Here is a 26,796-nt window from a genome sequence, read left to right on the forward strand (position 1 = left end):
GCCTCATGTGCATCCGCAAAGACCCAAACCCAGAGCTGCATATGCCGAAAGACCTTGTGGGTCACCCTGGCAGCCTGGGAGAGAATTTGCGAGTTGCTTATTGATATGGATGTAACGTCAAGGGTAGTCCGCGTAGCGGACGGTGCAGCCGAAGGCGAATGCCTCGAAAAATGCAGTTCCTGAACGGGGCCGTTTAAGGCCGGCGCGAATCATACCGGAAAAAGCTGACCGTCGCGCGGGTTTTTCACACGTTCGTCATCAACGCCGCCGGACGGTCATCCACCCGTGGACAAGGGCCGGCGCTCCGGCTATATCCTCCATGCCCCCGCCCCTCCCACGCCAAAGGACCCACCCCATGACCCAAGCCACCCCTGGCCGCGTAAGCCGTGAGAAACACGGCCACGTCCTGCTGCTCGGACTGGACCGCACCGCCAAGCGCAACGCCTTCGACCAGGCGATGCTCGACGACCTGGTCACGGCGCTGGGCGAGTACGAGCGTGACGACGAGGCGCGCTGCGCACTGGTGTTCGCCCATGGCGAGCACTTCACCGCGGGGCTGGACCTGGCCAATGTCGCCGAAACCTTCAGGAATGGCTGGCAGTTGCCCGATGGCGCGGTCGACCCCTGGGGCACCTTCGGCGGCAAGCGCCTGTCCAAGCCGCTGATCCTGGCGGTGCAGGGCTACTGCTTCACCATCGGCATCGAACTGATGCTGGCGGCCGACATCAACCTGTGCGCCAGCAACACCCGTTTCGCCCAGATGGAAGTGCAACGCGGCATCTTCCCCTTCGCCGGCGCCACCCTGCGCCTGCATCAGGCCGCGGGCTGGGGCAATGCCATGCGCTGGCTGCTGACCGGCGACGAATTCGACGCCCACGAGGCCTACCGCCTAGGCCTGGTGCAAGAGGTGCTGGCCAGTGAAGAACTGATGCCCCGCGCACTCTGGCTGGCCGAACGGGTGGCCGCCCAGGCGCCCCTTGGCATCCAGGCCACCCTCGCCTCTGCGCGCCAGACGGTGAGCGAAGGCGAAGAAGCAGCCGCCCGCAACCTGTCCGTGGTCGCCAAGCGCCTGCTGGGCTCCGAAGATGCCCAGGAAGGCGTCCGGGCGATGCTCGAACGCCGCCCGGGCGAGTTCAAGGGGCGCTGAAGCTGTCGGGCATCACGCTGGTGCTGCTGCCGGGCATGGACGGCAGCGGCGAGCTGTTCGCCCCATTGATCCAGGCACTGGGCGGCGACCTGCACACCCAGGTCGTGCGCTACCCGCCGGAACAACCGCTGGGTTATGGGCCATTGATAGAACAGGTCCGGCGGCAGTTGCCCGCTGGCCGGCCATTCATTCTGCTCGGCGAGTCCTTCTCCGGGCCCATTGCCGTCAGCCTCGCAGCCGAACGCCCCGCCGGGCTGCTGGGCCTGGTGCTCTGCTGCACCTTTATCCGCAACCCTCGCCCAGGCTTGGCCTGGCTGAGCGGCCTGCTGCCGCTGGTGTCTCCCCGGCTGGCGCCCCGAGCCCTGCTGAGCCAACTGCTGCTCGGCAGGTTCGCCACCCCAGCGCTGGACCAGGCCCTGGCCGGTGCACTGGCGCCCTTGTCATCGGCCACCCTGCAAGCCCGGCTGCGGGCGGTGCTGGAGGTGGATGCCACCGCACACCTGCAACAGATCCAGGTGCCGCTGCTTTATCTGCAGGCGACGGCCGATCGGCTGGTGCCGGCGGACGCCGCGCGCCTCATCGAACGCTACGCAGGGGACTTTCAGTGCCTGCAGCTGGAGGCCCCGCACTGCCTGCTGCAAGCCCGGCCTCAGGATGCCGCCCGCCTGCTGGAACGCTTCGCGAAGACGGTCGGCACTGATCAGGGCGATCAGGTCGCCGGGCGCAGCACATCCAGCAGGGGTTGCAGCGAGTAGCCCAGCCGCGGCGCCAGGGCCTCGCAGCGGGCGGTGAGCGTACGGATGTCGAGCTGCTGCTCGAGATCGGCGGGAACGATAAGGATGACGTTGCCCTCCTTCACCGGGCACTCCCAGTAATGCCGGTGGTACAGCCCGCGCAGCAGAGCCGCGCCGAGCGGGCGACCGTCGTTGCCGGCCCATTGGTTGATCACCAGCCAGCCACCGGGATTCAGGCGCTTCTGGCAGTTTTCAAGGAAGCGCCAGGCCAGGTGGCCCACGCCCGGGCCCGTGTCGGTGTAGAGGTCGACGAAGATCAGGTCGGCGGTCTCGGCGGTTTCCAGCAGCTCCAGGGCATCGCCGATGCGCACGGTAAGGCGCGGGTCGTCGTCGAGGCCGAGGTATTCCATGGCCAGGCGCGGCACGTCCGGGCGCAACTCCACCACCTCGACGTCGTCCAGCGGCAGGAATTTCATGCACGCCTGGGTCAGGGTGCCGGCGCCCAGGCCGAGGAACAGCGCGCTTTCCGGGTACTCGTGGCACAGCGCCCCCAGCAGCATGGCGCGGGTGTAGTCGTACTCCAGCCAGGCGGGATCGGCCGTGAAGACGCAGCTCTGCTCCACCGCCTCGCCGAATTCGAGAAACCGGTAGTCACCCACCTCGAGCACGCGGATGACGCCGAACTCGTCATGCACCTCTGCCAGCAAACGCTCCTCGCGCATCACCACTCCCCAATCCGCCCCGTGACATTTCGCACCAGGGGCACGCCACAAAGGCGCCGTTTGCCATTGAAGCGAGGTGCCCTCACCTCGCCATAATCCGGGCATGCCGCAGGCCTCGCCAGGCGCTGCCCGAAAAAACCCGAGAAGAATAACAGCCAAGAGGTGCATCCCACTCATGTACGCCATCATCGGCGCCGGCCCCATGGGCCTTTGCGCGGCCCGCCAGTTGCAGAAGCATGGAATCCCCTTCGTCGGCTTCGAGCTGCACGAGGACGTCGGCGGGCTCTGGGACATCGACAACCCCCACAGCACCATGTACGAGTCCGCGCACCTGATCTCCTCCAAGCGCACCACCGAGTTCAGCGAGTTCCCCATGGCCGACGACGTGGCGCCCTACCCACACCACAGCGAGATGCGCCGCTATTTCCGTGATTACGCCCAGCACTTCGGCCTGCGCGCGCACTACCAGTTCGGCACCCGCGTGGAATCCCTGGAACGCCGGGAAAAGGGCTGGACGCTCACCAGCGAGCGCAATGGCGAACGCCGCGAGTGGATGGTGGACGGCGTGCTCATCGCCAACGGCACCCTGCACGCGCCCAACCAGCCGGAGCTGCCCGGCCGCTTCGACGGCGAGCTGCTGCACTCCGCCGACTACCGCTCCCCGGCCCTGTTCGAGGGCAAGCGGGTGCTGGTGATCGGTTGCGGCAACTCGGCCTGCGACATCGCCGTTGACGCCGTGCACCGCGCCCGCTCGGTGGATATCTCGGTACGCCGTGGCTACTACTTCCTGCCGAAGTTCCTCCTCGGCCGCCCCATCGACACCTTCGGCGGCGCGGTAAAACTGCCGCGGGCACTGAAGCAACGCATCGACGGCGCATTGATCCGCGCCCTGATCGGCAAGCCCTCCGACTACGGCCTGCCCGACCCGGACTACCGCCTCTATGAATCCCACCCGGTGGTGAACTCCCTGGTGCTGCACCACCTCGGCCATGGCGACATCAAGGCGCGGCCGGACCTGGCCAGCATCGAGGGCCGCCAGGCGGTGTTCTGCGATGGCAGCCGCGCAGACTACGACCTGATCCTCCAGGCCACCGGCTACAAGCTGGACTACCCCTTCATCGCCCGCGAGGAGCTGAACTGGCCCGAGCGGGCCGGGGCGCCGCAGCTGTACCTGAACATCTTCCATCCCGAGCACGACGACCTGTTCATGATGGGCATGGTGGAAGCCTCCGGCCTCGGCTGGCAGGGCCGCGCCGAACAGGCGGAGCTGGTGGCGCTGTTCATCCGCCAGTGCCAGGCCGGCAGCGCCTCGGCCGAGCGTTTCCGCCGCCTCAAGGCCGAGCGCGCCGGGCAGCGCCTGGACGGCGGCTACGCCTACCTGGAGCTGGAGCGCATGGCCTACTACGTGCACAAGGACAGCTACCGCAGCAGCGTGAAACGGCATATCGACGAGCTGCGCCGCGACCTGCGCGAACAGCCCGCCGACATCAGCGCCCTGGCCTGAGGTGGCGGGCGACCCCTGGCTCTGGCTGGGCCTGTTCATCCTCTTCGCCTATGGCCTGGAAGCCATCACCGGCTTCGGCAGCACGGTGGTGGCCCTGTCCCTCGGCGCCCTGCTGCTGCCGATCGGCCAGTTGCTGCCGGTGCTGGTGCCGCTGAACCTGCTGATGAGCGGCTACCTGGCCTGGCGCTACCGACACCTGGCCGACGGGCCGCTGCTGCTGGGCGGCATCCTCCCCGCGATGCTCGCCGGCACCCTGCTCGGCTACGCCCTGCTGCCCTGGCTCGAGGGGGCCGCACTGAAGCGGGGCTTCGGCGTTTTGATCCTCTGGTTCGCCCTGCGCGAGCTGTGGCGCCTGCGCCATGAACGGCCACGGGGCCATTCACCCGCCTGGATGACCCGCCTGCAGATCGGTGCCAGCGGCATCTGCCACGGCCTGTTCGCCTCGGGCGGCCCGCTGCTGGTCTACGCCCTGGCCGGCACGCCACTGTGCAAGGCGCGCCTGCGGGCCACCCTGGCCTGCGTCTGGCTCAGCCTCAACGGCCTGCTCAGCCTGGCCTTCCTGGTGGATGGCCGCCTGGCCCCCGCCCTGCCCCACCTGGCGCTCTACCTGCCGCTGCTGGTGCTGGGCGTGGCGGCGGGCGACTGGCTGCACCACCGCGTGGCCGAGCGGCACTTCCGCACCCTCACTTACCTGCTGCTGTGCCTCTGTGGCGTGCTGCTGGCCTGGCACGCCTGAAGCACCGCCAGGCGCTGGCAGCGCGGGGCCTTTCGGTTACCATGCGCCATCCGCCATACAGCCCTGATCGAGACCCTGATGAGCAACTTGTCGTCCAGCGCAGACTGGAGCCCGGAAAGCTGGAGAACCAAGCCGATCCTGCAACAACCGACCTACCCGGACGCCGCGCGCCTGGCCCAGGTCGAGCAGACCCTGGCCAGCTACCCGCCCCTGGTGTTCGCCGGTGAGGCGCGCGAGCTGCGCCGCCAGTTCAGCGAAGTGACCGAAGGCCGCGCCTTCCTCCTCCAGGGTGGCGATTGCGCGGAAAGCTTCGCCGAGTTCTCCGCCGCGAAGATCCGCGACACCTTCAAGGTGCTGCTGCAGATGGCCATCGTCATGACCTTCGCCGCCGGCTGCCCGGTGGTGAAGGTGGGCCGCATGGCCGGCCAGTTCGCCAAGCCGCGCTCGGCCGATGACGAAACCATCGGTGGCGTCACCCTGCCCGCCTACCGCGGCGACATCGTCAACGGCATCGGCTTCGACCCGGCCAGCCGGATTCCCGACCCGGAGCGCCTGCTGCAGGCCTACCACCAGTCCACCGCCAGCCTCAACCTGCTGCGCGCCTTCGCCCAGGGCGGCTTCGCCGATGTGCACCAGGTGCACCAGTGGAACCTCGACTTCATCGCCAACTCGGCGCTGACCGAGAAGTACAGCCAGCTCGCCGACCGCATCGACGAGACCCTGGCCTTCATGCGTGCCTGCGGCCTGGACACCGCCCCGCAACTGCGCGAGGCCAGCTTCTTCACCGCCCACGAGGCGCTGCTGCTGAACTACGAGCAGGCCTTCGTGCGCCGCGACAGCCTCACTGGCGGCTGGTACGACTGCTCCGCGCACATGCTCTGGATCGGCGACCGCACCCGCCAGCTGGACGGCGCCCATGTCGAGTTCCTGCGTGGCGTCGGCAACCCCATCGGCGTGAAGGTGGGGCCGAGCATGCCCAGCGAGGACCTGATCCGCCTGATCGACACCCTCAACCCGGACAACGACCCGGGCCGCCTCAACCTCATCGTGCGCATGGGCGCCGAGAAGGTCGGCGAGCACCTGCCTCGGCTGATCCGCACCGTACAGGCGGAAGGCCGCAAGGTGCTGTGGAGTTCGGACCCGATGCACGGCAACACCATCAAGGCGTCCAGCGGCTACAAGACCCGCGACTTCGCCATCATCCTGTCCGAGGTGAAGCAGTTCTTCCAGGTGCACCAGGCCGAAGGCAGCCACGCCGGCGGCATCCACATCGAGATGACCGGGCAGAACGTCACCGAGTGCATCGGCGGCGCCCGCCCCATCACCGAGGATGGCCTCTCCGACCGCTACCACACCCACTGCGACCCGCGCCTCAACGCCGACCAGTCGCTGGAGCTGGCCTTCCTCATCGCCGAGACCCTGAAACAGGTCCGCCGCTGACGGTACGGCCTTCAGAAACGACGAAGCCCTGCCAATGCGGGGCTTCGTGTTTTCAGCGGGCTCAGGCGGCGATGAACAGCTCGCCGATGCGCTGCTGGGCGCCCTTGATGGCGTTGGCGCGGGGGTCTTCGCCGTAGGCCAGGCCTTCAGCGCGGACGATCTCGATATCGGTGATGCCGAGGAAGCCCAGCACCTGCAGCAGGTAGGCCTCATGGGCCTGGCCGCTGGCCTGGCCGGCGTGGATACCACCGGCGGTGGAAACGATCACCACCTTCTTGCCACCGGCGAGGCCCTTGGGGCCGTTCTCGTCGTAGGCGAAGGTTTTGCCGGCGACGGCGATGCGGTCGATCCAGGCCTTGAGCTGGGTGGGCACGGTGAAGTTGTACATGGGCGCACCGATGACGATGGCGTCGGCGGCGAGGAATTCGGCGAGGGTTTCCTCGGCCAGCTTCACTTCAGCCTTCTGCGCGGCATCACGCAGTTCCGCCGGGGTGCCGCCGGCCACCAGGCTGGCTGCGGAAAGGTGGGCATAGGCGTCGGTGGCAAGGTCGCGGTAGCTGACCTGGGCGGCGGGCTCGGCGGCCTGCCAGGCCTGAACCACGGCACCGCTCAGTTGGCGGGAGGCGGAGGCGTCGCCGAGGATGCTGGAGTCAAGGTGCAGAAGTTTCATGGGTATCCCCTGATTTGGCGATCACCGGATGTGATCGAAGTGAGGAGAATCCTATCCATGAAGCGAAAGCCTGATTAGTCGGCAAAAATGCGATGCACCGTCCCATCGGTAGGACGAACCTACGGATCATCGTGCCGAGGTCTGCAGGTCGCTCAGGGTCTGGGTGAAGAAGCGCACCGCCTCGGCATTCAGCTGGCGGTGGATGGCGACCCGGTCGACACCTTCGGCGTCCTGGCACAGCTGCGGCAGCATGGCGTCCATTTCCGCCGAGCACGGCGCCATGAACACGAAGTGCCCCGCCCCCGGAAACAGGCGGAACTCGGGCGGGTTCGGCAGGCGCCGTTGCAGCGCCCCGGCGTTCTGCTCCAGCTGCAGGGTGCGGTCATCGTCCCCGGAATAGAGCAGCACCGGCACCTGCACCGGCTCCAGTTCCTTGCGGCCGAACATCAGGCCCAGCGGGGCCATCAGCATCAGCGCACTGACCCGGGAATCGGCGATGGCTTCCAGGTCGTCGCGGTCGGAAATCAACTCGCCGGCATGGCCGCAGGCGTCATCGTCGTCCGGCCACTGCCGGCAGTAGGCGCGCAGGCGCTCGGGTTCGGGCTGGGCGCCGGCGAGAATCAGCGCCGTCTCGCCGCCGGCCGAGTAGCCGATCACGCCGACCCGCTCGGTGTCCAGGCTGCCGGCCAGCAGTGCGTCCTGCTCGGCGGCGTCTATCGCGGCGGTCAGCTGCAGCGGGCGCCCATAGAGGTTGCTCAGGGTGCCGCTGCGGCTCTGATCCTTGTAGTTGTCGCCGGTGTGCAGCACCGCCAGCACGACGAAACCGCGCCGCGCCAGGGCGGTGGCGAGATCGTGATGGGCCAGTGGCGAACCGCCGTTGCCGTGGGAGAGCAGCACCAGGGGGAAATGGCCGGTGGCGATGGGCGCATCCATGCCGGCGTCGACCTGGTAGAGGCCAAGCTCGGTGCGGGTCGGCTCGCCGGATGCAGGGTAGAAGGCAACGGCGCTCATCTCGCGCTGCCCGTCCACCGGGTCGGCGAGAACCAGGCGGTGCACGCCCACCGCCTGCGCGCCGAATGCGGGGAGGGTCGCCAGCAGCGACGCCAGGGCCAGTACTGCAGAAAGACGAACCAACATGGTGCTCACCTTCCGTTCCAGGTTCAGGAATCGGGCGTGCCTGCCATCAATTGCGCCTTGCTTCGTTCCTTGAGCCGGCAGCGCCGACGGCCTATCCGCCGGCGCCACATGCATTGCATGGATCACGCCACACGTCGTGGCGCGGGAGGGGCGATCAGACGCCGCCGAGGAAATCCATCTTGCCGATCTTCACCCCGTTGTGGCGCAGGATGTTGTAGGCGGTGGTGATGTGGAAATAGAAGTTCGGCAGGGAGAAATTGAGCAGGAAGGCCTGCCCCGGGAAGCTCACCTCGCTGCCACGCATCTTCAGCACCACGGTGCGCCCCTCGCTGCCCTCTATCTGCTCCGGGCGGATTTCCTGGATGAAGCCGAGGGTGCGGGCGATGCGCTCCTGCAGCTCCGGGAAGCTCGCCTCGGTATCGGCGTAGGACGGCACCTCCAGCTGTGCCAGGCGCGCTGCGCAGCCCTTCACCGAGTCGGTGGCGATCTGCACCTGGCGCACCAAGGGGAACATGTCCGGCGCCAGGCGCGAATTGAGGAACACGGCCGGCTCTATGCCCTGCGCCTCGGCGTGGGCAGCGGCCTTGTCGAGGATGGTGGACAGGTTGCCGAGCATGCGGGTGAAGACAGGAATGGAAGCCTCGTACATGGACAAGGACATGGTGCTGACTCCGTGATGGCAGGGGGATGGACCGGGCGAAGGTGCCGGTCGCCGCTCCACGATACACCCGCAGCGGGCGGCTTGTGCAGGGCCGCGAGATTGTCCCGCCGACGAAATCCGTGGCGCCGGAATCACCGCCAGTGCCATAGTTCGTCCCCTCTACAGGACAATCCCCATGCAAGACCTCAACGACCTCTTCTACTTCGCCAAAGTCGTCGAACACGGCGGCTTCGCGGCCGCCGGGCGCCTGCTGGGCATTCCCAAGTCGCGGCTGTCGCGCCGCATCGCCGAGCTGGAAACCCGCCTGGGTGCCCGCCTGCTGCAACGCACCACGCGCAAGCTGGCCCTGACCGATGTCGGCGAGCGCTACCTGCGCCATTGCCAGGCAATGCTGCTGGAGGCCGAGCAGGCCGACGAAGCGGTGGCCTCGCTGACCAGCGAGCCACGTGGACGCATCCGCGTCTCCTGCCCCACCGAGGTGGCGCGCATGCGCTTGCGCCATGTGTTCCCCAGCTTCCTGCTGCGCTACCCCCAGGTGCAGCTCGAGGTGGTGCTGAGCAACCGGCGCATCGACCTGGTCAATGAAGGCGTCGACGTGGCACTGCGGGTGCGCGAGCAGGACGACGAAGACCCGTCGCTGATCTGCCGCCAACTGAGCCCCGCCCGCGCCATGCTGGTGTGCGCACCGAGCCTGCTCGATGGCGTGACCGTGAAGACACCGGACGACCTCCAGCAACTGCCGGCCCTCGGCGCCCTGGAGACCGACCGCCGCCTGCACTACCTGCTGCGCGACAGCCGGGGCAACCGCCGCGACATCGTCCTGGAGGCCCGGCTGAGCATCGAGGACTTCGAGATCCGCAAGCTCGCCGCGCTTCAGGGGCTGGGCATGACCATGCTGCCGCAGATGAACTGCCAGCAGGAACTGGAGGCCGGCACCCTGGTGCGCCTGCTGCCGGACTGGGAATTGCCGGGCGGCAACCTGCAAGCGGTCTACACCCACCGGCGCGGCATGCTGCCGGCGGTGCGCGCCTGGATCGAGCACCTGGCCGAGGCGTGCCAGGCCGAGGGGCTGCAGCCCATCTGAGCCTTGCGAAAAATAGTTAGCTAGCTTTCATTCACGCCATGACTGGGTGATGATGGCGCTCTTCCCCAGCCCCACCCGGACAAGCCCCATGAGTGCCGCCGAGCAGTCTGCGACCGCCACCACCTTGCAGATCGTCTCCATCGTCTTCTTCACCTTCATCAGCTTCCTCTGCATCGGCCTGCCGCTGGCCGTACTCCCGGGTTACGTGCACAACGACCTCGGCTACGGCTCGGTACTGGCGGGCATCGTCATCAGCACCCAATACGCCTCCACCCTGCTCTCGCGGCCCATGTCCGGCGCCGTGGCCGACCGCCAGGGGCCCAAGCGCGCCGTGCTCTACGGTCTGGCCGGCTGCGCCCTGAGTGGCGTGCTGACGCTGGCCTCCACCTCGCTGCAACAGTTCCCTACCCTGAGCATGACGCTGCTGCTGGCCGGGCGCGTCGCCCTCGGCGTTGCCCAGGGCCTGGTGGGCACCGGTTCCATCAGTTGGGGCATCGGCCGGGTCGGCGCCGAGAACACCGCGCGGGTCATCTCCTGGAATGGCATCGCCTCCTATGGCGCCGTGGCCCTGGGCGCGCCCCTGGGGGTGCTGATGGTGGGCGGCGTGGGGCTGTGGAGCATGGGCGCGCTGATCGGCCTGCTCGGGCTCGGCGCCCTGGCGCTGGCCTGGAACAAGGAAGCGGCCCCCATCGTCCAGGGCGTGCGCCTGCCATTCCGCAACGTCTTCATGCGCATCGCCCCCAACGGCACGGCGCTGGCCCTGGGCTCCATCGGCTTCGGCACCCTGGCCACCTTCGTCACCCTCTATTACGCGAGCCGTGGCTGGGATGGTGCGGCCTGGTGCCTGACCGCCTTCGGTTGTGCCTTCATCGGTGCGCGGCTGCTCTTCGCCGGGGCCATCAACAGCCGCGGCGGCTACCGGGTGGCCATCGCCTGCCTGGGCATCGAGAGCCTCGGCCTGCTCCTGCTGTGGCTGGCCCCGCAGCCCTGGCTGACCCTGTGCGGCGCGGCGCTGACCGGTTTCGGCCTGTCGCTGGTGTACCCGGCGCTGGGCGTGGAGGCCATCTCGCGCATTCCCGCCTCCAGCCGCAGCTCGGCCCTGGGTGCCTACGCGGTGTTCTTCGACCTCGCGCTGGGCATCGCCGGCCCCCTGATGGGCGCCATCGCCACGGGCTTCGGCTTCGGCGCCATCTTCATGGTTGCCGCCGCCATGGCGCTCGTGGGTATGCTGCTCAGCTTCTACCTGCTGCGTATCGACGAACGCAGCGGGCCCACCCCCGCCCCGTGAAGGAACGCCCATGACCGCCGACGAGATCGCTGCTTTCTGCCTGCAATTGCCGGGCGCCCGTGAAGACCTCAAGTGGGGCAGCAACCGGGTGTTCTCGGTGGCCGAGAACAAGATGTTCGCCATCCTCGACTTCCTCGGCAGCGACCTGGCCTTCAAGGTGGACGCCGACCTGTTCCTCGGCCACGTCGACCGCCCCGGCATCCGCCCGGCGCCCTACCTCGCCCGCGCCCACTGGGTCACCCTGGCCATGCCGCCTTCGGTGGGCGGTGAAGAGCTGCGCTCGCTGCTCACCCGCTCCCACCAGCTGGTGGTGGCCAAGCTGCCCAAGTACAAGCGCGTCGGCCTGCTGCTGGATTGACTGCGACAATCCGTCAGCTGCACGGGGCCCCTGATCGTTCTATCGTCCGCGTCAAACCAACAACAAGGACGTCCCCCCATGCCTGCACGCCTGTCCGCGCTTCTCGCCCTTGCCGCCTTCGGCGGCTATACCCTCTATGTCATGGCCATCAGCGAACAACCGCTCCTGGAGTTCGGTGCCCAACTGATGAGCCGCCCGGATACCGCCCAGGTGGTGATCGACCTCTACCTCGCCTGCGGCCTGATCGGCATCTGGATGTACCAGGACAACCGCCGCCAGGGGCGTGGGCTGCTCTACCTGCTGCCCTTCTACCTGGTCACTGCCGTATTCGCCTCCATCGGCCCGCTGCTCTACCTGGTCCTGCGCAGGCCGACCAACCGGACAATCGACGATGGCAGCCACCGCACTGTGGCAGCACCTGTGGAACAGCCAGGCACCGACCCCAGGGCTTGAGCACCTGCGCCTGGAAGGCCGGCGCGCGGACAGCGTCCTGCTGGCCTTCGATGAACAGGGCTGCCCCTACCGCCTGGGCTATCGACTGGAATACAGCCGGCACTGGCGGCCACGCCACCTGCACGTCCGCGTCGACGACGAGCGCGGCACCCGCGAGCTGCGCCTGCATTGCAACCGCAGCGGTGAATGGCGGGATGGCGCGGGCGCCCCGCTGCCGCAGCTGAGCGGCTGCCTGGACCTCGACCTCTGGCCCACGCCCTTCACCAACAGCCCGGCGATCTGGCGCCTGGGCCTGGCCCAGGACCAGCGCGAAGAAATTGCCGTCGCCTACATCGAGGCGCCGAGCCTCGACCTGCGGGTGATGCGCCAGGCCTATACCCGGCTGGACGACCGCCACCTGCTGTACCAGAACCTGGATGGCGGTGGCTTTCATGCCGTGCTCTGGCTTGGCGACGACGGGCTGGTGGACGACTACCCGAGCCTGTTCCGCCGGCTGCGCTGATGGGCGCAACAGGGCCCAGTATCGGCGAAGGCTCTGGGACGCGGATTACGGGAAAATTCCCGCTCCTGAACTGTAAAGTTTTAGATACACTTCACAGAAATTTTCGGCTCAACTTTGGTGCATGCAGGCCGATACCCGCTCTAAGCCTTGCGGAAGAACACTATGAGAAACAATCAGCCAGTCACTCAGCGCGAACGTACTTTCCCCGCCCAACAACGCTTGATCTCCACGACGGACAGCAAGGGCGTGATCACCTATTGCAACGAAGCCTTCACCGATATCAGCGGCTACAGCCGCGACGAATTGATCCGTTCGCCGCATAACCTGGTGCGCCACCCGGACGTTCCGCCCGCCGTCTTCGCCCATATGTGGGCGACGCTGAAGAAGGGCCGCCCCTGGATGGGCATCGTCAAGAACCGCTGCAAGAGCGGCGATCACTACTGGGTCAACGCCTACGTGACGCCGATCTTCGAAGGCAGCCAGGTGGTCGGCTACGAGTCGGTGCGGGTCAAACCCACCGCCGAGCAGGTACGCCGCGCCGAAGCGCTGTACCAGCGCATCAACGCCGGCAAGTCGGCCATCCCCAGCCGCGATCGCTGGCTGCCCATCGTGCAGGACTGGCTGCCCTTCATCCTCATCAGCCAGATCGGCTTCATGATCGGCGCCTGGCTCAACTCGCACTGGGGCTTCCTCCTCGCCGCGCTGCTGTCCGTGCCCCTGGGCCTCAGCGGCCTGGCCTGGCAGAACCGCGGCATCAAGCGCCTGCTGCGCCTGGCCGAGCAGACCACCTCGGACCCGCTGATCGCGCAGATGTACACCGACAGCCGCGGCGCCCAGGCCCGCCTGGAGATGTCCATCCTCAGCCAGGAAGCACGCCTGAAAACCTGCCTGACCCGCCTGCAGGACACCGCCGAGCACCTCACCGAGCAGGCCCGCCAGGCCGACGCCCTGGCCCACAACAGCTCCGAAGGGCTGGAGCGCCAGCGGGTGGAAACCGAACAGGTGGCCACGGCAGTGAACCAGATGGCCTCCACCACTCAGGAAGTCGCCAGCAACGTGCAGCGCACCGCCGACGCCACCCAGGAAGCCAATCGTCTCACCGGCCAGGGCCGCAGCATCACCGCCGAAACCCGCGAAGCCATCCAGCGCCTGTCGCGCGCCGTGGGGGAAACCGGCGAGACCGTCACCCGCCTGGCCCAGGACAGCAACGAGATCGGCGGCGTGGTCGATGTGATCAAGGGCATCGCCGACCAGACCAACCTGCTGGCGCTCAACGCCGCCATCGAAGCGGCGCGTGCCGGCGAGATGGGCCGTGGCTTCGCCGTGGTCGCCGATGAAGTGCGCCAGCTGGCGCAGCGCACCGCCGAATCCACCGGGCAGATCCACCAGCTCATCGCGCAGTTGCAGAAGACCGCCGAGGAAGCCGTGCGCACCATGGAAACCGGGCGCCGCCAGGCCGACGAAGGCGTGGAGCGCGTGCTGGAGGCCGACCAGGCCCTGGTGGGCATCAGCGAGGCGGTGGCCAACATCACCCAGATGACCGACCAGATCGCCGCCGCCACCGAGGAACAGAGCGCCGTGGCCGAGCAGATCAACCAGAGCATCAGCAGCATCGCCCAGCTCGCCGACCAGACCTCCGGCGAAGCCCAGCGCACCGTGCTGCTCAGCGAAGAGCTGACCACCACCGCGCAAGGCCAGTATTCGCTGGTGGACCGCTTCAACCGCTGATCTGCTCCATCATGCAAAAGGGCGCCATTGGGCGCCCTTTTCGTTTCCGGCCTCAGCCCATGATCAGGCTCATGACCAGATGGACCCTCAGCGCCTTGCGCGCCTGCAGGCTTGCGTCGGAGCGATCCCCACCCGGCTACTCAGCGTCCACCAGGGGTGTGCTCCAGATCACCAGCTCAAGGGCTGCGGCGATCTGAATGCGGTGGTCGGCGAGCGGCACGGGCAACAGGTCCTGGGCCCGCTCCAGCCGGCGCAGCAGCGTGTTGCGATGCGTGCCGAGCACTTCAGCGGTCTGGGTGATGTTGCAGCCATTGGCCAGGAAGGCGTGCAACGAGTGCTGAAGCACCCTGGGCTCCGTGGCCAACCGCCCCAGCGTGTTCAGGACGAATTGCCTGGCGGCGCGGAGGTCCTGGGTCATCAGGGAAACCATCCTGACCTGATCGATGGTGGCGACGGCGGGCGCACCCGCCAGGCGCCCCAACAAGCGCTGGGTGGTCAGGGCCTCCAGGTGTGACCGACGGAAGCCGTTCACCCCCATGGCCGGGGAGCCGATGGCCGCGCGTACGTTTGGAAACCGCTGGGCGACGCCTTGCAGCGCGTTCAGGTCCAGCGGCCTTGCCGCGCTCATCCAGACCCAGAGCGTTGCCGGGCCAGCGAACACGACCAGCGGCGCTACCGTGCCGCTAAGCTGCGCCAGCGCGCGTGCCATGCCCTCCAGGGGGTGGATGTCCGCATCGGCGATTTCGCTCCAGATAAGGCAGGCATGGTGCCTCTGGAACAGGCTGTAGCCGAGCCGCCTGCCGAACTGCTCGGTGTCCACATCTCGGCCATCGAGCAGGCGACTGACCAGCGTCCGCTTATCGATAGGGTCGTCATGGGCCTGGGCGTTCTTCTCTTCCAGGATGATCTGGGTCACGACCCGCATATTGCCGTCGATGAACGCCGAGATGGAGCGCGACGAGACTTCCAGGAACTCCTCAAGCACCACTGGATCCTGCGTCAGGCCGAATGCCATCTTCATCCACATGTCCCACGCGGCGTTCTGGGTCGACCTCGCGACATTCATCAACAACTCGGAAAGCCCCCGGCGGGCCAGCTCCTTGGCGGTGTCCACCATGTCGGCTGACACGTAGGGCTCCACCGGTTCACCGGGGCGCTGCAGGTTGGCATGCGCCCAATGCAGCATTTCTGCCCGATTGGCACGCCGACACGCCGCCAGGATGACCGGGTCCTCCAGCAACTCGGCATCTTCGGGTGAGGAGAAAAGCGCCTGGTTCAGGCGCTCGATCCACTCCGGCGGCAGCGTCTGGGCGATCTCGGCGCCTTTGCGCATGAGCTCGCGAACGGCGTCAGAGGGGCGTGGCCAGGGGGACGGAGTGCTGGTCATGGGCAGTGCAAATCACTCAAAAATGACGGGAGAAACGGTGCAGTTTGTACCTAGGCGACAGGCCAGGTGAAACCTAGCATGAGCCCACTGCCTGAACAAAAAATACAAGGAGGCACCGTGACGCTCCATGTCCCTTTTTGGGGTTCAGCGCAGTGGTACGCGGGTCCGTTGCTGATGCCCGTTGGTTGAGCATCGATCCGCCTGCGCCAACCGTTCCTCTCAATCTGGAGTGTTTTCAATGTCAGCCTCTCGCGATTCCTTGCCAGGCTTGCCCGTCGTGACCCGATCGAATTCAGCGGAAGAAATTGCGCTGCTGAGCGACCAGGCGGGTGGGGTCATCATCCGTAACTTTCTGACGCCTGAACAAGTCGTACGGATCAACGACGAACTCGAAGCACCGCTTGCCGCGCTCGATGCGGGCTCCAAGCACGAACATGCATTGGTTGCCGAGTTTCATGGCCATCAGACCAAGAGGCTTACCAACCTCGTTACCCACAGCAAGACCTTTCGTGAGGAAGTCCTGGATGACGACCTCTTTCACGAACTGGGCCGCGTGCTTTACGAACCCGAGTGCGGTGACTGGTGGCTGACCACGGCTCAACTGATCGAGATCGGCCCAGGCAACAAGGCCCAAATGCTGCACCGGGACATGGCGCAGTACCAACCGTTCGTGGCCATGAACAAGCATGCGCCTCGCGCCATCACCAACCTCATGCTCGCGCTCACGGACTTCACCGAGGAAAACGGCGCGACCCGCTTGATTCCAGGGAGCCAGGACTGGGACGACTTCGAAGAGATGGGCACCCCGGAGATGACGATTCCCGCCCTGTTGAACGCCGGGGATGCCGTGCTGTTCGGCGGGAAGGTCGTGCATGGCGGCGGGGCCAACCTGACCGCCGACTACTTCCGTCGCGGGCTGACGATCCCGATGCAGGCTTCGATCATCACACCTGAAGAAGCCTATCCGCTGATCGTGCCGCTCGAGGTGGTCCGGACCTTGTCCCCACGGGTGCAGAAGATCCTCGGCTTCCGCTCTCAATACCCCAATGGCAGCCCGGGCCTGTGGCAGCACAACTACGCGGACCTGGCGGATTATCTCCAGCTCTAGACGCGCCCAACGCAAGAAAATAGGCCAGGCATCGGATTGCGATGCCTGGCCTTTTGGCCACCAACCGGTGAACACCTCACTCCTGATAAGCGACGACCCCGCGACGTGAAAACAGCACGGGCACGCCCTCGGGGTCGAACAGCGCCGCGGTCAGCGAAAGGCCGTCTGCCGACTGCTTATCCTGGAAGCTGTGCCCACTGTCGCGGCTCTCCACCCTGAACCCATCCAGCCCGACCGCCACGACGCGACGGCCCTCCACCGCTACGGAGGTGACAGAGCCCTTGCTTTGCGTCGGCAGTCGGCGGAAGCCCTCGCCACCCACGGTCCCCTGCAACAAGGTCCCGCGTTGGCCGCCCAGCAGCAGGCTCCCGTCGGCCAGCACCGCGCCAGACCAGAGCGTGCCTTCGTAGCCGGTATCCAGGTAACGCCAGCTCTTCCCGAAGTCCTCGGATTGCAGCACCTGCCCATGCTCGGCCGTGGCGTAGAGCGTGTCGCGGCTGTCGGCGAAAAGCCCCATCAGGTTGAGGTCGGCCCTCTTGGCACCGGGCGGGGCTTGCAACGGCTGTTCCGTCCACGTCTTGCCGCCATCCCTGGTGGTCAGCAGCAACGACCAGAGGCCGACCGCAACGCCCTGCTGGGCGTTGAAGAAGTGCACGTCGAACAACGGCCGGTCCTCTTCCGTAGACAGGCGCTGGACCTGCCAGGACTCACCGCCATCCGTGGTCGACAGAATCACGCCCCACTGGCCGACCGCCCAGCCGCGGTTGGCATCCACGAACGACACGCCCGTCAGCTGTGTGGACACGGGTACCGAGCGCGCCTGACGAAACTGCTTGCCGTGGTCATCGGACAACAGCACGACACCGTGGTCGCCGACGGCGACCACACGCTCCCCGGCCCAGGTGGCATCCAGCATGGCGGCTTGCGTGGCATGGCTCGCCTGGGCGGCCGGCACCGCCTGCAAAGGCTCGGCCCTGAGAGACTCCAGCGATAGTGCGGCGACGAGCAAAGCCGCCGCGAATGAACCTCTGTAACCCATGTTTCTCTCCTCAGTGCAGCAATGCGCCGACCATGCGCACGGGGCGCTTGCGCGGGAACACCCGCTCCAGCCACACGGCGAAAGCCGGCAGCACGGTCATGGCCATGACCATGTTGACGATGAACATGAAGGCCAGCAGCTTGCCCATGTCGGCCTGGAACTTCAGGTCGGAGAACGCCCAGGTGGCGACCCCGACTGCCAGGGTGATGGCGGTGAAGATCGTGGCCACGCCCACTTCGAGCAAGGCGTACTCGACCGCCTTGGTGATCGACTGGCCATGGGCCTGGTGCAGTTGCAGGCGGTTGTAGATGTAGAAGGCGTAATCGACGCCGATCCCCACGGCCAGCACCATCACGGGCAAGGTGGCAATGGTCAGGCCGATCTGCAGCTCCTTCATGAACCAGTAGCCGATGAAGGTGCCGATGGTCAGCGGCAGGCAGCACACCAGCACGGCGCGCAGGTCGCGGTAGACCGCGAACACCAGCAACGCGATCGCGGCATAGACGTACAGCAGCATGGGCGTTTCGCTTTTTTCCACTTCCTCGTTGATGGCGGCCAGGACACCGGCATTACCCGAGGCGAGGCGAATCGACAGGCCCGGTAGCGGGTACTCGCTGCGGAACGCCTTGACCGCTTCCACCACCCCGTTGATCGTCGTGGCCTTGTGGTCGGCCAGGTACAGGTGCACGGCGGACATGCTGCAGTCGTTACGCATCAGTCCGGGCGTGCGCGCCACCTCGCCGGCCAGCGCGGCGTAGTTCATCGGGTCGATGGGCACGGCGGCCATCTTGGGATTGCCTTCGTTGTAGCCCTCGTTGAACTGCCGCATGGTGGTGGAGAAGGAGGCGACCGACAGCACCCCCGGCACGCCCTGCATGGCCCAGACGAAACGGTCCTGGTACTGCCCCGCCGCCACATCCTCGCAAGCCACCGGCACGCTTTCCGAGGCTGCCGGGTCGACTTCGAACACCACGCTGAGCCAGTCCAGGCCGATGTCGTAGTTGCTGGCGATGGCGACGGCATCGCGGTTGAAGCGCGAGTCCTCGCGCAGCTCCGGAGCCCCCGCCTGCAGCGAGCCGACGACACGGTCATGGCTTTGCCAGATCGCCACCAGGAAGACCACCAGGGCCACGCCCAGCACCCACTGCGCCTTGCGCCACTCGGCGAGCCGAGCCAGGCCGCGCAGCCAGTGCGTGCGGCGGCGACGGGAGTTCTCCTGCGCCGCCGCGTACCGGTCGTCGACCCGCAGCATGGAGGCCAGCAAGGGCAACATCAGCAGGTTGGTGATGATCTTGAAGGCCACGCCAAGCGATGCCGTGATGGCCAGTTCCCGAACCATCGGGATAGGGATCAGCAGCAGGGTGACGAAGGAAACCAGTGCGGTCACCAGGGCCAGCGTGCCCGGGATCAGCAAGCCGGTGAAGCTCGAGCGGGCCGCCTCCTCCGCGCTCTTGCCGACCGCGATTTCACGGACGATGAAGTTGATCTGCTGAACGCCATGGGAAACCCCGATGGCGAACACCAGGAACGGCACCAGGACCGCCAGCGGGTCGAGCCCGTAGCCCAGCAGGCGCAGGCTGCCGAACTGCCAGACCAGCGACGCCAGCGAGCAGACCAGCGCCAGCAGCGTGAAGCGCAACGAATGGCAGTACCAGTAGACCGCCCCCGCCGTCAGCAACAGCGCCAGCAGGCAGAACTCCAGCACGGCCGAAGCGCCATCGGCGATGTCGCCGATCTGCTTGGCGAAGCCGATGATCTGGATCTCGAATTCGCCATCTTCGAACTGCTGGCGGATCTCCTTCTCCAGCCGGTGATTGAACGCGACGTAGTCCAGATGAGTACCGTCGGCCTCGTACTCATTGAGCTCCGCCGTGATCATCGCGCTGCTCTGGTCGCGGGACACCAGGGTGCCAATGAAGCCACCCTGGGCGGTCGAGCTGGAGATCGCCGCGATGATCCCGTCGTCCAGGTGCTCGGGCGATACCGTGCCCGGCACCAGGGGGTCGGCGCGGAACCCCTCTTCGGTGATCTCGTTGACGAAGGCATTGGGCGTCCATAACGAACGCACGCTGCTTCGGGAGATGCCTGGCAGGAAGGTGACCGCCTGGGTCACGTCGTAGAGGCGCCTCAGCCCCGGGGCACTCCAGATGCCACCCCCGCGGGCCTTGACGACGATGGTCAGGCGGTTGGCTCCCAGCAGGTCATTGCGGTAAGCCTCGAATGTCTCGATGTATTCATGGCCGACCGGCAGTTGCTTTTCGAAGCCGGCATCCATGCGCAGCTGCACGGCGAACCAGGCCATGATCAGGGTAAAAATGGCCAGGCTCGCCAACACCAGCCGGCGATGCCCGAAGAGGACACGCTCGACGCATGGCAGTACGCCACGCGCCTGGATTTCACACAGCGTTACGGAACCGTTCACGGCAGACCTCACAAGGTGCGGGAGATCGCGATACCGACGTAATCACGGTCACGATAGAGCTGGTCGTAAGGCGTATCGCCCCCCATGAACTTGGCGTAATTGAGGGACACCTGCCAACTGGCCGGGTTGCGCACGAAGTTCAGGTAGAGGTTCATGCTGCTCGCACCTTCGGTGAAGGTGGCAGAGAGGTTCGGCGTGCGCCCCCCGAGCGACTGCGCATAGAAGATGCCCGGCGTAACCTGCCAACCCGGTAACAGGGTGCCGTCGTAGGTCACGCTGAAGTCCAGGTTGACCCCCGACGAGGTCTTGTCGCCACGGGACTTCGGCGCCGTCGCAGGATCCAGCTGCCAGGTATTGAGCCCCGCAGCCAGTGGCTCGCCATTGACCTCGTCATGCAGCCCCGGGTACTTGATGACCACCAGCTCGGTCAGCAAGGTCCCTGCACTGGCGCCGGTGAAATCGAGCAGCATCGGCGAGTTGGACGGGTTGAGGCTGTACAGGCCGGTCAGGTGCCATTGGAACCTCTTCTCGTCCTTCCAGCATTTGCCGCCATTGCTCGAGCACAGGTCGATGACCGGGTTGAGCATCACCGAATCCTTGGGCCGGTAGGACAGCTCGGTACCGATCGCCCAATCGCCGACCGGCAGGTTGGCGCTGATGCCGTACATCATCCGATCTTCCTGATAGCGCCAGGTCGGTGCGGCGGCAAAGGTGTTCGGGTCGAGAATGTCCACGCGCAGCGACGGCAACTTGTCGTGGTAGCGCATCACGTAGAGCCCATAGTTGACGTCGCTGTCTTCCGGCTGCCAACGCAGCGAAATGCCCCACTGGCCACTGTCCCGGGCTTTCTTCTCAGAGAACCCGTAGTCCCGCCGGCCCTCGCCGAGGGCATTGTTGTTGGACCAGTAGCTGCCCACCGGCGGCAGCTCGCTCTTGTTCCAGCGGAATTGGTAGTAGGCCTCGACATTGACCCCGGAACCCAGGCCCGAGGCGACACTGAGCATGGGCGCCGGCAGCACGGCCTCCTTGAGCTGCACGCCGGGGCGGGCCAGGGCCTGATAGTCGTAGGCGTTGGTGTTGTTGATGCCCCCTGCCACGAACAGGCTTTCGCCCCAGTTGATCACCTGGTTACCCAGGCGGGCCCTTACCCGCTGCCCACCCAGGTCGAAGCCTTTGCTCACCCAGAGATCCAGCAGGCGAGCCTTGAAGGCGAGCTCGTCGCGGGCGTCGTCGCTGAGCCCGTTGCTGCCGACACTCTCGGGCGTGTTGAACGACAACGTACCCGTGGTATCGGTGGCGGCGAAGTCCCGGATCCAGGTGCCGCGCGCCATGAAGGTCACGTCCTCGGGCGCCTTCAGCAGCAACTCATGGGTGCCCTTGAGGTAGTTGGTGAAGAGGTCGCCCCGGTCGTAGTTCAGGTCGCCCTGGTCAGCCACGCCGGAGCTCTGCTCCAGGCAGCCGGACGGCACGTTGTGCCCGGTCGGCCCCTGGTTGATCAGGTTGCAGCCGCGCGACTCCGTGCGCAGGCCCATGCCTGCGGTGATCGTGGAGTCGAACGAGCCGTGAAGGGTGTCGGTTTCAAAGGTGAACCCCATTGCCAGAGGGGTTGCACACACGATGGCAAGGCCTGACGCTTTCGTAATTATTTTTTTCATGCTGGCTCTCGATCTGACGTCGTTCTAGCGCTCGCTGATAGCTCGCAGGTTGTCGGAGGTGAAGAAGTCGCGTTTCAGCCGAGGGTTGCCACTGTCTTCGGTGAGCCAGCGGATGTCGTTCTTGCCCGCGCCGATGGTGGTCATGTCGAAGAGGTAACGGCCGTCGACCAGGTTGTACTGGACCTGCGCCTGCACATCGCACGCGCCCGTCTCGTACACGGGGATCGAGAACCCTTCGCGCACCTTCCAGATCTGGCCCTGCTTGTCGTAGTCGACAGCCAGCAGGGGGTTCCAGCTGTCCTCGTCGATGTAGAACAGGCGCTTGGGCGCCTGGTGGCGCATGCCCTGGCGAACATTGGCCTCGACGACCCAGACACGATGCAGCTCGTAGCGGCGTGATTGCGGCGCGATGGAGTCGTCGCCTGCGAACGCTTCAACCTTGGCAGCCGTGTCGTAGGCACCAAAGGCGTTGTACGGCACCAGCAGCTCCTGCTTGCCGATCAGCTTCCAATCGAAGCGGTTCATGGCCCCGAAGAAGACGTTCGCCTCATCCACGGTGTACTGGTTGTCCAGCCCGATCTGCGGCGCGTCGTAGGAGTACGACGGCATGCGCCGGACCCGGCGCTGGCCAGGGAAGTAGTAGAAGGTCGTGGCCTGCTCGCCGGCCACGGCCGTCTGCACCGCGGACTGACCGGCCTGCGCCGCGGGCTCCTGGTAATTGAAGAACGTGGCGTTTTCCAGGCGGCCAAGGGACGAGAAAAGCGCACTGCCCTTCTTGCCCCAGGGCGTGAAGAAGAAGGTGTCCGTCGACTGGCGCAACCATTCCCCGCCCTTGCGCGGCGAAACGCCGGAAATGGTCCTGGGAATTTCGACGCCCAGGCCGCGATAACGCATCTTCATGTTCCACATCACCTCTGCGCCGGTGGCAGGCAACGGGAATGGGGCGCCCGGCACATGGGCTTCCTCGAGGGCCACCCCCTCGGCGTCGAGCTTGGCGAAGCCAAGGTTCTGGCGGGTGTTCTCAGCCACGAAATCCGGCACGCCGCAGGTGCGGCGGGTCGGGTAGACCTCCATGCGGTAGCCCGGAATCTTCTTGAACAGTTCGAGCTGGCCCGGGGAAAGCTTGCTCGCGTGCTGCGCCACGCTGCTCGCGTCGATGCTGTAGAGGGGTTTGTCATCCTTGAACTTCCAGTGCTCTCCCCGCACCTGGCCGTAGCTCCAGCCCTCCCCTTGCGGCCCCGGAGCAGCCCAGGCGGGAATCTCCCCGTTCGAATTGGCGGCCACCTCACCGCCCAGCGGCGTCAGCGTCGAACCCAGTTCCTCGGCCCCCTGGGGCGCGGCCTGTACCGAGCAGATCGCGGTCGATGCCGCGAGGGTAACCAGCAGCTGCCTGAACATACGGCGGGCGGATAGGTCGCCATCCTGCCGTGTAGATACGTCTTTCATTAGAGACTCCTCGAACAAAGGGCTTGGACTGGCTACCCGACTTTCCAGGCGGAAATCGGCACCTATCGCAAACTGATCATCTGACATGATCAATTGACCATGTCAGATGACCAACACGCAATCCATATGCCAGAAACTTGTATGAGGAAATTAAATTAGATAAATCAGTTAGTTAGGCGTTATTGGCGATTCATATGTATCAAGTGCCTGCACCATCATGGGAATTAAAGGAACATGTGTTACCCGTATATGCCCACTCATGGCGCACTGCGTAGTTATACGAAGCCCTTCCAAGCCGTCGCCTTTATTGCACCAGAGTTGATCTCTCGACTGAGAGCCCAACCCTAAAAACGAATCACTCGCCCATAAAAAAACCGCCCCGAGAGGCGGTAAAGAAGCGGGACTATGGCCCGACATGGAGTTGCTGAATCAAGGAATACTCAGCACAGCAGCGCACCTTGTACCGTTCGATCTAACGGACGTTGAGCAACGCCTCGGCGAAGTTCTTTCTGGAGCGCTGAAGTGCACCATAGGCATAGAACGACTGCACGATCGAGTACGACCAGGTCAAGAAAGCCAAGGTCATGAACAGCATCTTCGTGTCATCACCCGAAATCGGAAAGAAGTCATACCGCAGTGCGATCGTCAGCCCCGCCACGGCGGCCAGGGCGGTGGCCAGCGCATGCAGAGGCTCTCTGGCACGGGCCAGTCGCCACACGAAATAGGCCAGGTACGCGGTGTAAGCCAACCACATCACCACATAGAAGTAAGGGAGAAACGCCTTGAATGAGTTCGACATGAAGTAAATGGCCGCGGCTGCAAAGCCAGCCAGGAACAATAGGATGTCACTCATCAGAGACGGCTTGTAATTATGCGTGGCCGCCATAAAACCCAGTGTTGCAATAATGGGAATTCCGACCCCTCGGGAAAAGGCGTCGAAAAACATGGCGGCATTGTAATTGGCCAGCCAACCCGTAAGGAGGAAGACCGTAAAGTTAGTTGCGGATATTCCCACAATCAAAAACTCTCCGCCCAGCAGATAGTTTCTTTGCCTGCTGAATGCCACCCCATAATACAAGCCGCATATCGTCAGCAGCACACAGGAGGCCAAGATACTTATTTCACTTAGTTCCACGATAACAGCCTCTATCAATAGGGCCACGCTGTTGGAGTGCAGCCACTTGAAAAGAACAACGGCACGGGTTGCGGTCAGCCTTTTTCGGCCTGGTACTTGCGCACTTTTCTATCCGTCCAGGCGTCCAGCAAGGTGGCCGCCGCAAACGCGGACTGCACGACGCACCATTGCAGCGGCTCTGGTAGCAGGGACGGTGTCTTGTGCTGCAGTGCCGCCAGCAACTCTGGCGCTTCACCGTTGATCTGCGCGGCAAACAGCGACCCGACGAGCGATTGGGTGCCCAGCCCATGACCCGAGCAGCCGGTGGTGTAGTAGATGTTCTGCTTCGCGCCCATGACGCCGATCACCGGCAGGAAGTCATAAGCGCCACTGACGTAGCCACTCCAGCAGTGCTGAATGCCAAGGCCTTGCAACGCCGGATAGCGCTCGCGCAGCACATGGGCCAATGCCTTGTAGGCACCCTGGTCAGGGATGTTGGGCGTCTTCGAGCCGTACGCATAACCCAGCTTCTTGACGGTCAACACCATGGTGCCGTGCGCCGTCAGGCGGTGGCTCTCCATGGTGTAGTGCGGCGTGATGATCCCCTCCCGCCCGTGCCAACCCAACGCAGCCAGTTGCTCCGTCGACAGCGGCTGCGTTTCGATCGCCGACACCCGAATCGCCGCGACCTTGTTGCGCAGCACCCCCAGCTGGGGGGTATAGGCGTTGGTTGCCAGGACCATCACCGGGGCGGTGGCACTGCCGTGCGCCGTCTTGCAGGTAATGACCGGCCCTTCACTGAAGGAGAGCAATGGCGTGCGCTCGAAGAGTTTCACGCCCGCCTTGATCGCCTCGCGGCGCAGGCCGCTGACGTATTTCCCAGGATTCAACGTGCCACCGCACTGCTCGGAGGCGAACAGGAAGGCAGGCGGGATGCCCCGTGCGCGCATCTCGTCACCGTCCACGAAGCGGCTCACCGCCCCCAGCTTCCGACCCAGCGCCATGTTCTCCCGCAGGCGCTTTTCCTGGCTGGGATGAACACCGGCCCGGAGCACACCCGACGGGTTGTAGTCACAGTCGATGCCCAGTGTCTTCAAGCGGCCTTCGACGTAGGGCACGGCCTCGTCGTAGAACCTGACGAACTGTGCTGCCTGCTCCGCCCCCACGCGACTGACGAACATGTCGCATTCGACGCCCATGCTGCCGAGCAGGTAGCCCGCATTGCGCCCGCTGGCACCGAAGCCCGCGAACTCCTGCTCCAGCACGATGACCTCCGCCCCGCGCGCCCTCAGCTCCAGCGCGGTCGACAGGCCGGCAAAGCCGGCGCCGACCACGATCACATCGGCACGCTCGTGGCCCTTGAGCTCCGGTTGCAGATCGCCCGGGCGCTCAATCCATCCGCCAAGCGTGCGGAATCTCAACGGCACGGAATCACCGCCAGTTGCCTTGTTCAACGCGTTCATTCAAATCGCTCCACGATGCTCGATCCACGCTCCGCCAGGGTCGCCCCCAGGCAGGCCCGAGACGGCTAGAAACCTTTCCCCGGCTCGGAGAAAGCAGGCATGCCCAGGAGCTCTTGCGGGTCTCGCATCTGGCCATCGATTTCCACCCAACCCAGCAGCGTGGAACTGGCGCTCCAGCCCAGCAGGCGCTGCATCTCCGGGGGGAGCTGGCGAACCCGTTCAATGGGAAGGGAAAGGAAGTGGTTCTCTTCGAGGCGCAGGAAGGCCAGGTCGTAGGCCATGGTCAGGCCAGTACGAGGAGACGACGTGGTATTGGCACCACCGCCGTGGTAGACCGACCCCATCCACAGCAGCGCGGAGCCTGCCTTCATTTCCGCGGCGATGGTTTCTTCCTGGGTCGGCATGCGCTCGTCATCCCATTGGTGGCTACCCGGGATCACGCGCGTGGCACCGTTTTCTTCGGTGAAGTCCGAGATGGCCAGCATCATCTGCAGCCGGGCCTCGCGCCCGAACTGGGGATGTCGCCACAGCGAGGTGGCATCGTCACGGTGCAGGGGCTGCAAGCCTTGGCCCGGCCCGATCTGGATGGCCTGGGTGATGCTGAGCTGAATGTCAGGGGCCATCTCGATGCGGTCGCTGCCCACCCAGACATGGGTCGGTGTCTGCAGGATCTGCCGGGCCGCCCCGATGAACAGCGGGCTCAGGGCCACCTCCACCGCCGTGTCACTGCGCCCGATGATGCGGGCGACACGTCGGGTCTGCGTGCCCGCGAAATAGGGGTCCTGTCCGCAAGGCGTGACGTTCAGGTAGGCGTCCAGCTCTTCGGTGAGGGACTTCAGCGTTGCTGGCGAAACAAACTCGGAAATGATGACGCCGCCGTCACGCCGGATGATTTCCACCACCTGCTCGATCGAGGCATCGCTGCCGACCGTCGAAAGCTTTCGTGTATCCATCTGCTTTGTACCTGTCTGGTTTTGTCATTGTTCTATCCAGCGAAC

At 65.5% G+C, this 26,796-nt stretch carries 24 protein-coding genes; 12 read left to right on the forward strand and 12 right to left on the reverse strand.

Annotation, left to right across the window (positions count from 1 at the left end):
- Window positions 1–355 precede the first annotated feature (355 nt).
- Together RTW82_RS07705 and RTW82_RS07710 are read left to right on the forward strand one after the other, a co-directional pair.
- Window positions 356–1,147 (forward strand): crotonase/enoyl-CoA hydratase family protein, encoded by a 792-nt coding sequence (locus tag RTW82_RS07705; protein WP_316924748.1) that lies wholly within the window; start codon window positions 356–358, stop codon window positions 1,145–1,147.
- Between the two features lie 20 nt (window positions 1,148–1,167).
- Window positions 1,168–1,902: an alpha/beta fold hydrolase gene (locus tag RTW82_RS07710; protein ID WP_316924749.1), complete on the forward strand. Its 735-nt coding sequence runs from the start codon at window positions 1,168–1,170 to the stop codon at window positions 1,900–1,902.
- On the opposite strand, the gene RTW82_RS07715 is transcribed toward RTW82_RS07710, so the two are convergent.
- Entirely contained in the window at window positions 1,857–2,603 is a 747-nt protein-coding gene (locus tag RTW82_RS07715; protein ID WP_021222168.1) for a spermidine synthase, read from the reverse strand. The two genes, RTW82_RS07710 and RTW82_RS07715, sit on opposite strands and share 46 nt — an antisense overlap.
- Window positions 2,604–2,778: 175 nt before the next feature.
- Here RTW82_RS07715 and RTW82_RS07720 point away from each other — a divergent pair, with 175 nt between their 5' ends.
- The 3 genes from RTW82_RS07720 to RTW82_RS07730 all read left to right on the forward strand — a co-directional run bounded on the left by RTW82_RS07720 (window position 2,779) and on the right by RTW82_RS07730 (window position 6,283).
- Window positions 2,779–4,107 (forward strand): NAD(P)/FAD-dependent oxidoreductase, encoded by a 1,329-nt coding sequence (locus tag RTW82_RS07720; protein WP_316924750.1) that lies wholly within the window; start codon window positions 2,779–2,781, stop codon window positions 4,105–4,107.
- Window position 4,108: 1 nt separating this feature from the next.
- On the forward strand, window positions 4,109–4,843 hold the full coding sequence (locus RTW82_RS07725; RefSeq protein ID WP_316924751.1) for a sulfite exporter TauE/SafE family protein: 735 nt from the start codon (window positions 4,109–4,111) through the stop codon (window positions 4,841–4,843).
- Between the two features lie 78 nt (window positions 4,844–4,921).
- Entirely contained in the window at window positions 4,922–6,283 is a 1,362-nt protein-coding gene (locus tag RTW82_RS07730) for a class II 3-deoxy-7-phosphoheptulonate synthase (RefSeq protein ID WP_316924752.1), read from the forward strand.
- Between the two features lie 61 nt (window positions 6,284–6,344).
- Here RTW82_RS07730 and RTW82_RS07735 read toward each other — a convergent pair whose 3' ends face one another.
- From RTW82_RS07735 to RTW82_RS07745, 3 genes are all read right to left on the reverse strand, one after another.
- Window positions 6,345–6,953 carry an FMN-dependent NADH-azoreductase gene (locus RTW82_RS07735; RefSeq protein ID WP_021222172.1) on the reverse strand — a complete coding sequence of 203 codons (609 nt, stop codon included), beginning with the start codon at window positions 6,951–6,953 and terminating at the stop codon, window positions 6,345–6,347.
- Between the two features lie 126 nt (window positions 6,954–7,079).
- Window positions 7,080–8,090 carry an alpha/beta hydrolase family protein gene (locus RTW82_RS07740; RefSeq protein WP_410478766.1) on the reverse strand — a complete coding sequence of 337 codons (1,011 nt, stop codon included), beginning with the start codon at window positions 8,088–8,090 and terminating at the stop codon, window positions 7,080–7,082.
- A 154-nt stretch (window positions 8,091–8,244) separates the two neighbouring features.
- Window positions 8,245–8,751: a DUF1993 domain-containing protein gene (locus RTW82_RS07745; RefSeq protein ID WP_316924754.1), complete on the reverse strand. Its 507-nt coding sequence runs from the start codon at window positions 8,749–8,751 to the stop codon at window positions 8,245–8,247.
- Between the two features lie 175 nt (window positions 8,752–8,926).
- Between RTW82_RS07745 and RTW82_RS07750 the strand changes: the two genes are divergently transcribed.
- The 6 genes from RTW82_RS07750 to RTW82_RS07775 all read left to right on the forward strand — a co-directional run bounded on the left by RTW82_RS07750 (window position 8,927) and on the right by RTW82_RS07775 (window position 14,164).
- Window positions 8,927–9,835, forward strand: coding sequence for a LysR substrate-binding domain-containing protein (locus tag RTW82_RS07750; protein WP_316924755.1), 909 nt, complete (start codon window positions 8,927–8,929; stop codon window positions 9,833–9,835).
- An 88-nt stretch (window positions 9,836–9,923) separates the two neighbouring features.
- Window positions 9,924–11,123, forward strand: a complete 1,200-nt coding sequence (locus RTW82_RS07755) for an MFS transporter (RefSeq protein WP_316924756.1) — start codon at window positions 9,924–9,926, stop codon at window positions 11,121–11,123.
- 10 nt (window positions 11,124–11,133) lie between these two features.
- Entirely contained in the window at window positions 11,134–11,481 is a 348-nt protein-coding gene (locus RTW82_RS07760; RefSeq protein WP_263403517.1) for an MmcQ/YjbR family DNA-binding protein, read from the forward strand.
- Between the two features lie 78 nt (window positions 11,482–11,559).
- Complete coding sequence (locus RTW82_RS07765; RefSeq protein WP_316924757.1) at window positions 11,560–11,934, forward strand: DUF2834 domain-containing protein; 375 nt, start codon at window positions 11,560–11,562, stop codon at window positions 11,932–11,934.
- Window positions 11,873–12,436, forward strand: coding sequence for a putative glycolipid-binding domain-containing protein (locus RTW82_RS07770; RefSeq protein ID WP_316924758.1), 564 nt, complete (start codon window positions 11,873–11,875; stop codon window positions 12,434–12,436). The genes RTW82_RS07765 and RTW82_RS07770 overlap by 62 nt, the downstream gene beginning before the upstream one ends.
- A gap of 162 nt (window positions 12,437–12,598) precedes the next feature.
- On the forward strand, window positions 12,599–14,164 hold the full coding sequence (locus RTW82_RS07775) for a PAS domain-containing methyl-accepting chemotaxis protein (protein WP_316924759.1): 1,566 nt from the start codon (window positions 12,599–12,601) through the stop codon (window positions 14,162–14,164).
- 136 nt (window positions 14,165–14,300) lie between these two features.
- Here RTW82_RS07775 and RTW82_RS07780 read toward each other — a convergent pair whose 3' ends face one another.
- On the reverse strand, window positions 14,301–15,497 hold the full coding sequence (locus RTW82_RS07780) for a PucR family transcriptional regulator (protein WP_316924760.1): 1,197 nt from the start codon (window positions 15,495–15,497) through the stop codon (window positions 14,301–14,303).
- A gap of 292 nt (window positions 15,498–15,789) precedes the next feature.
- Here RTW82_RS07780 and RTW82_RS07785 point away from each other — a divergent pair, with 292 nt between their 5' ends.
- On the forward strand, window positions 15,790–16,659 hold the full coding sequence (locus RTW82_RS07785; RefSeq protein ID WP_316924761.1) for a phytanoyl-CoA dioxygenase family protein: 870 nt from the start codon (window positions 15,790–15,792) through the stop codon (window positions 16,657–16,659).
- A 76-nt stretch (window positions 16,660–16,735) separates the two neighbouring features.
- Here the strand turns inward: RTW82_RS07785 and RTW82_RS07790 are convergent, their stop codons facing one another.
- The 7 genes from RTW82_RS07790 to RTW82_RS07820 form a co-directional block, all read right to left on the reverse strand.
- The gene (locus RTW82_RS07790; RefSeq protein ID WP_316924762.1) at window positions 16,736–17,698 is read right to left on the reverse strand and encodes a WD40/YVTN/BNR-like repeat-containing protein; all 963 of its coding nucleotides are present in this window, start codon (window positions 17,696–17,698) and stop codon (window positions 16,736–16,738) included.
- A gap of 10 nt (window positions 17,699–17,708) precedes the next feature.
- Window positions 17,709–20,120 carry an efflux RND transporter permease subunit gene (locus tag RTW82_RS07795; RefSeq protein WP_316924763.1) on the reverse strand — a complete coding sequence of 804 codons (2,412 nt, stop codon included), beginning with the start codon at window positions 20,118–20,120 and terminating at the stop codon, window positions 17,709–17,711.
- 8 nt (window positions 20,121–20,128) lie between these two features.
- On the reverse strand, window positions 20,129–21,775 hold the full coding sequence (locus RTW82_RS07800) for a DUF1302 domain-containing protein (RefSeq protein WP_316924764.1): 1,647 nt from the start codon (window positions 21,773–21,775) through the stop codon (window positions 20,129–20,131).
- Window positions 21,776–21,799: 24 nt separating this feature from the next.
- Window positions 21,800–23,221 (reverse strand): DUF1329 domain-containing protein, encoded by a 1,422-nt coding sequence (locus RTW82_RS07805; RefSeq protein WP_316924765.1) that lies wholly within the window; start codon window positions 23,219–23,221, stop codon window positions 21,800–21,802.
- A gap of 472 nt (window positions 23,222–23,693) precedes the next feature.
- A complete protein-coding gene (locus RTW82_RS07810; protein WP_316924766.1) occupies window positions 23,694–24,356 on the reverse strand; it encodes a hypothetical protein in 663 nt (220 codons plus the stop codon).
- A gap of 74 nt (window positions 24,357–24,430) precedes the next feature.
- A complete protein-coding gene (locus tag RTW82_RS07815; RefSeq protein ID WP_316924767.1) occupies window positions 24,431–25,798 on the reverse strand; it encodes an FAD-binding oxidoreductase in 1,368 nt (455 codons plus the stop codon).
- Between the two features lie 65 nt (window positions 25,799–25,863).
- The gene (locus RTW82_RS07820; RefSeq protein ID WP_263403506.1) at window positions 25,864–26,751 is read right to left on the reverse strand and encodes a phytanoyl-CoA dioxygenase family protein; all 888 of its coding nucleotides are present in this window, start codon (window positions 26,749–26,751) and stop codon (window positions 25,864–25,866) included.
- Window positions 26,752–26,796 lie beyond the last annotated feature (45 nt).

The sequence above is a fragment of the Pseudomonas sp. zfem005 genome, from assembly GCF_032621735.1.
In the GTDB taxonomy this organism is placed as follows: Bacteria; Pseudomonadota; Gammaproteobacteria; order Pseudomonadales; family Pseudomonadaceae; genus Metapseudomonas; species Metapseudomonas solani.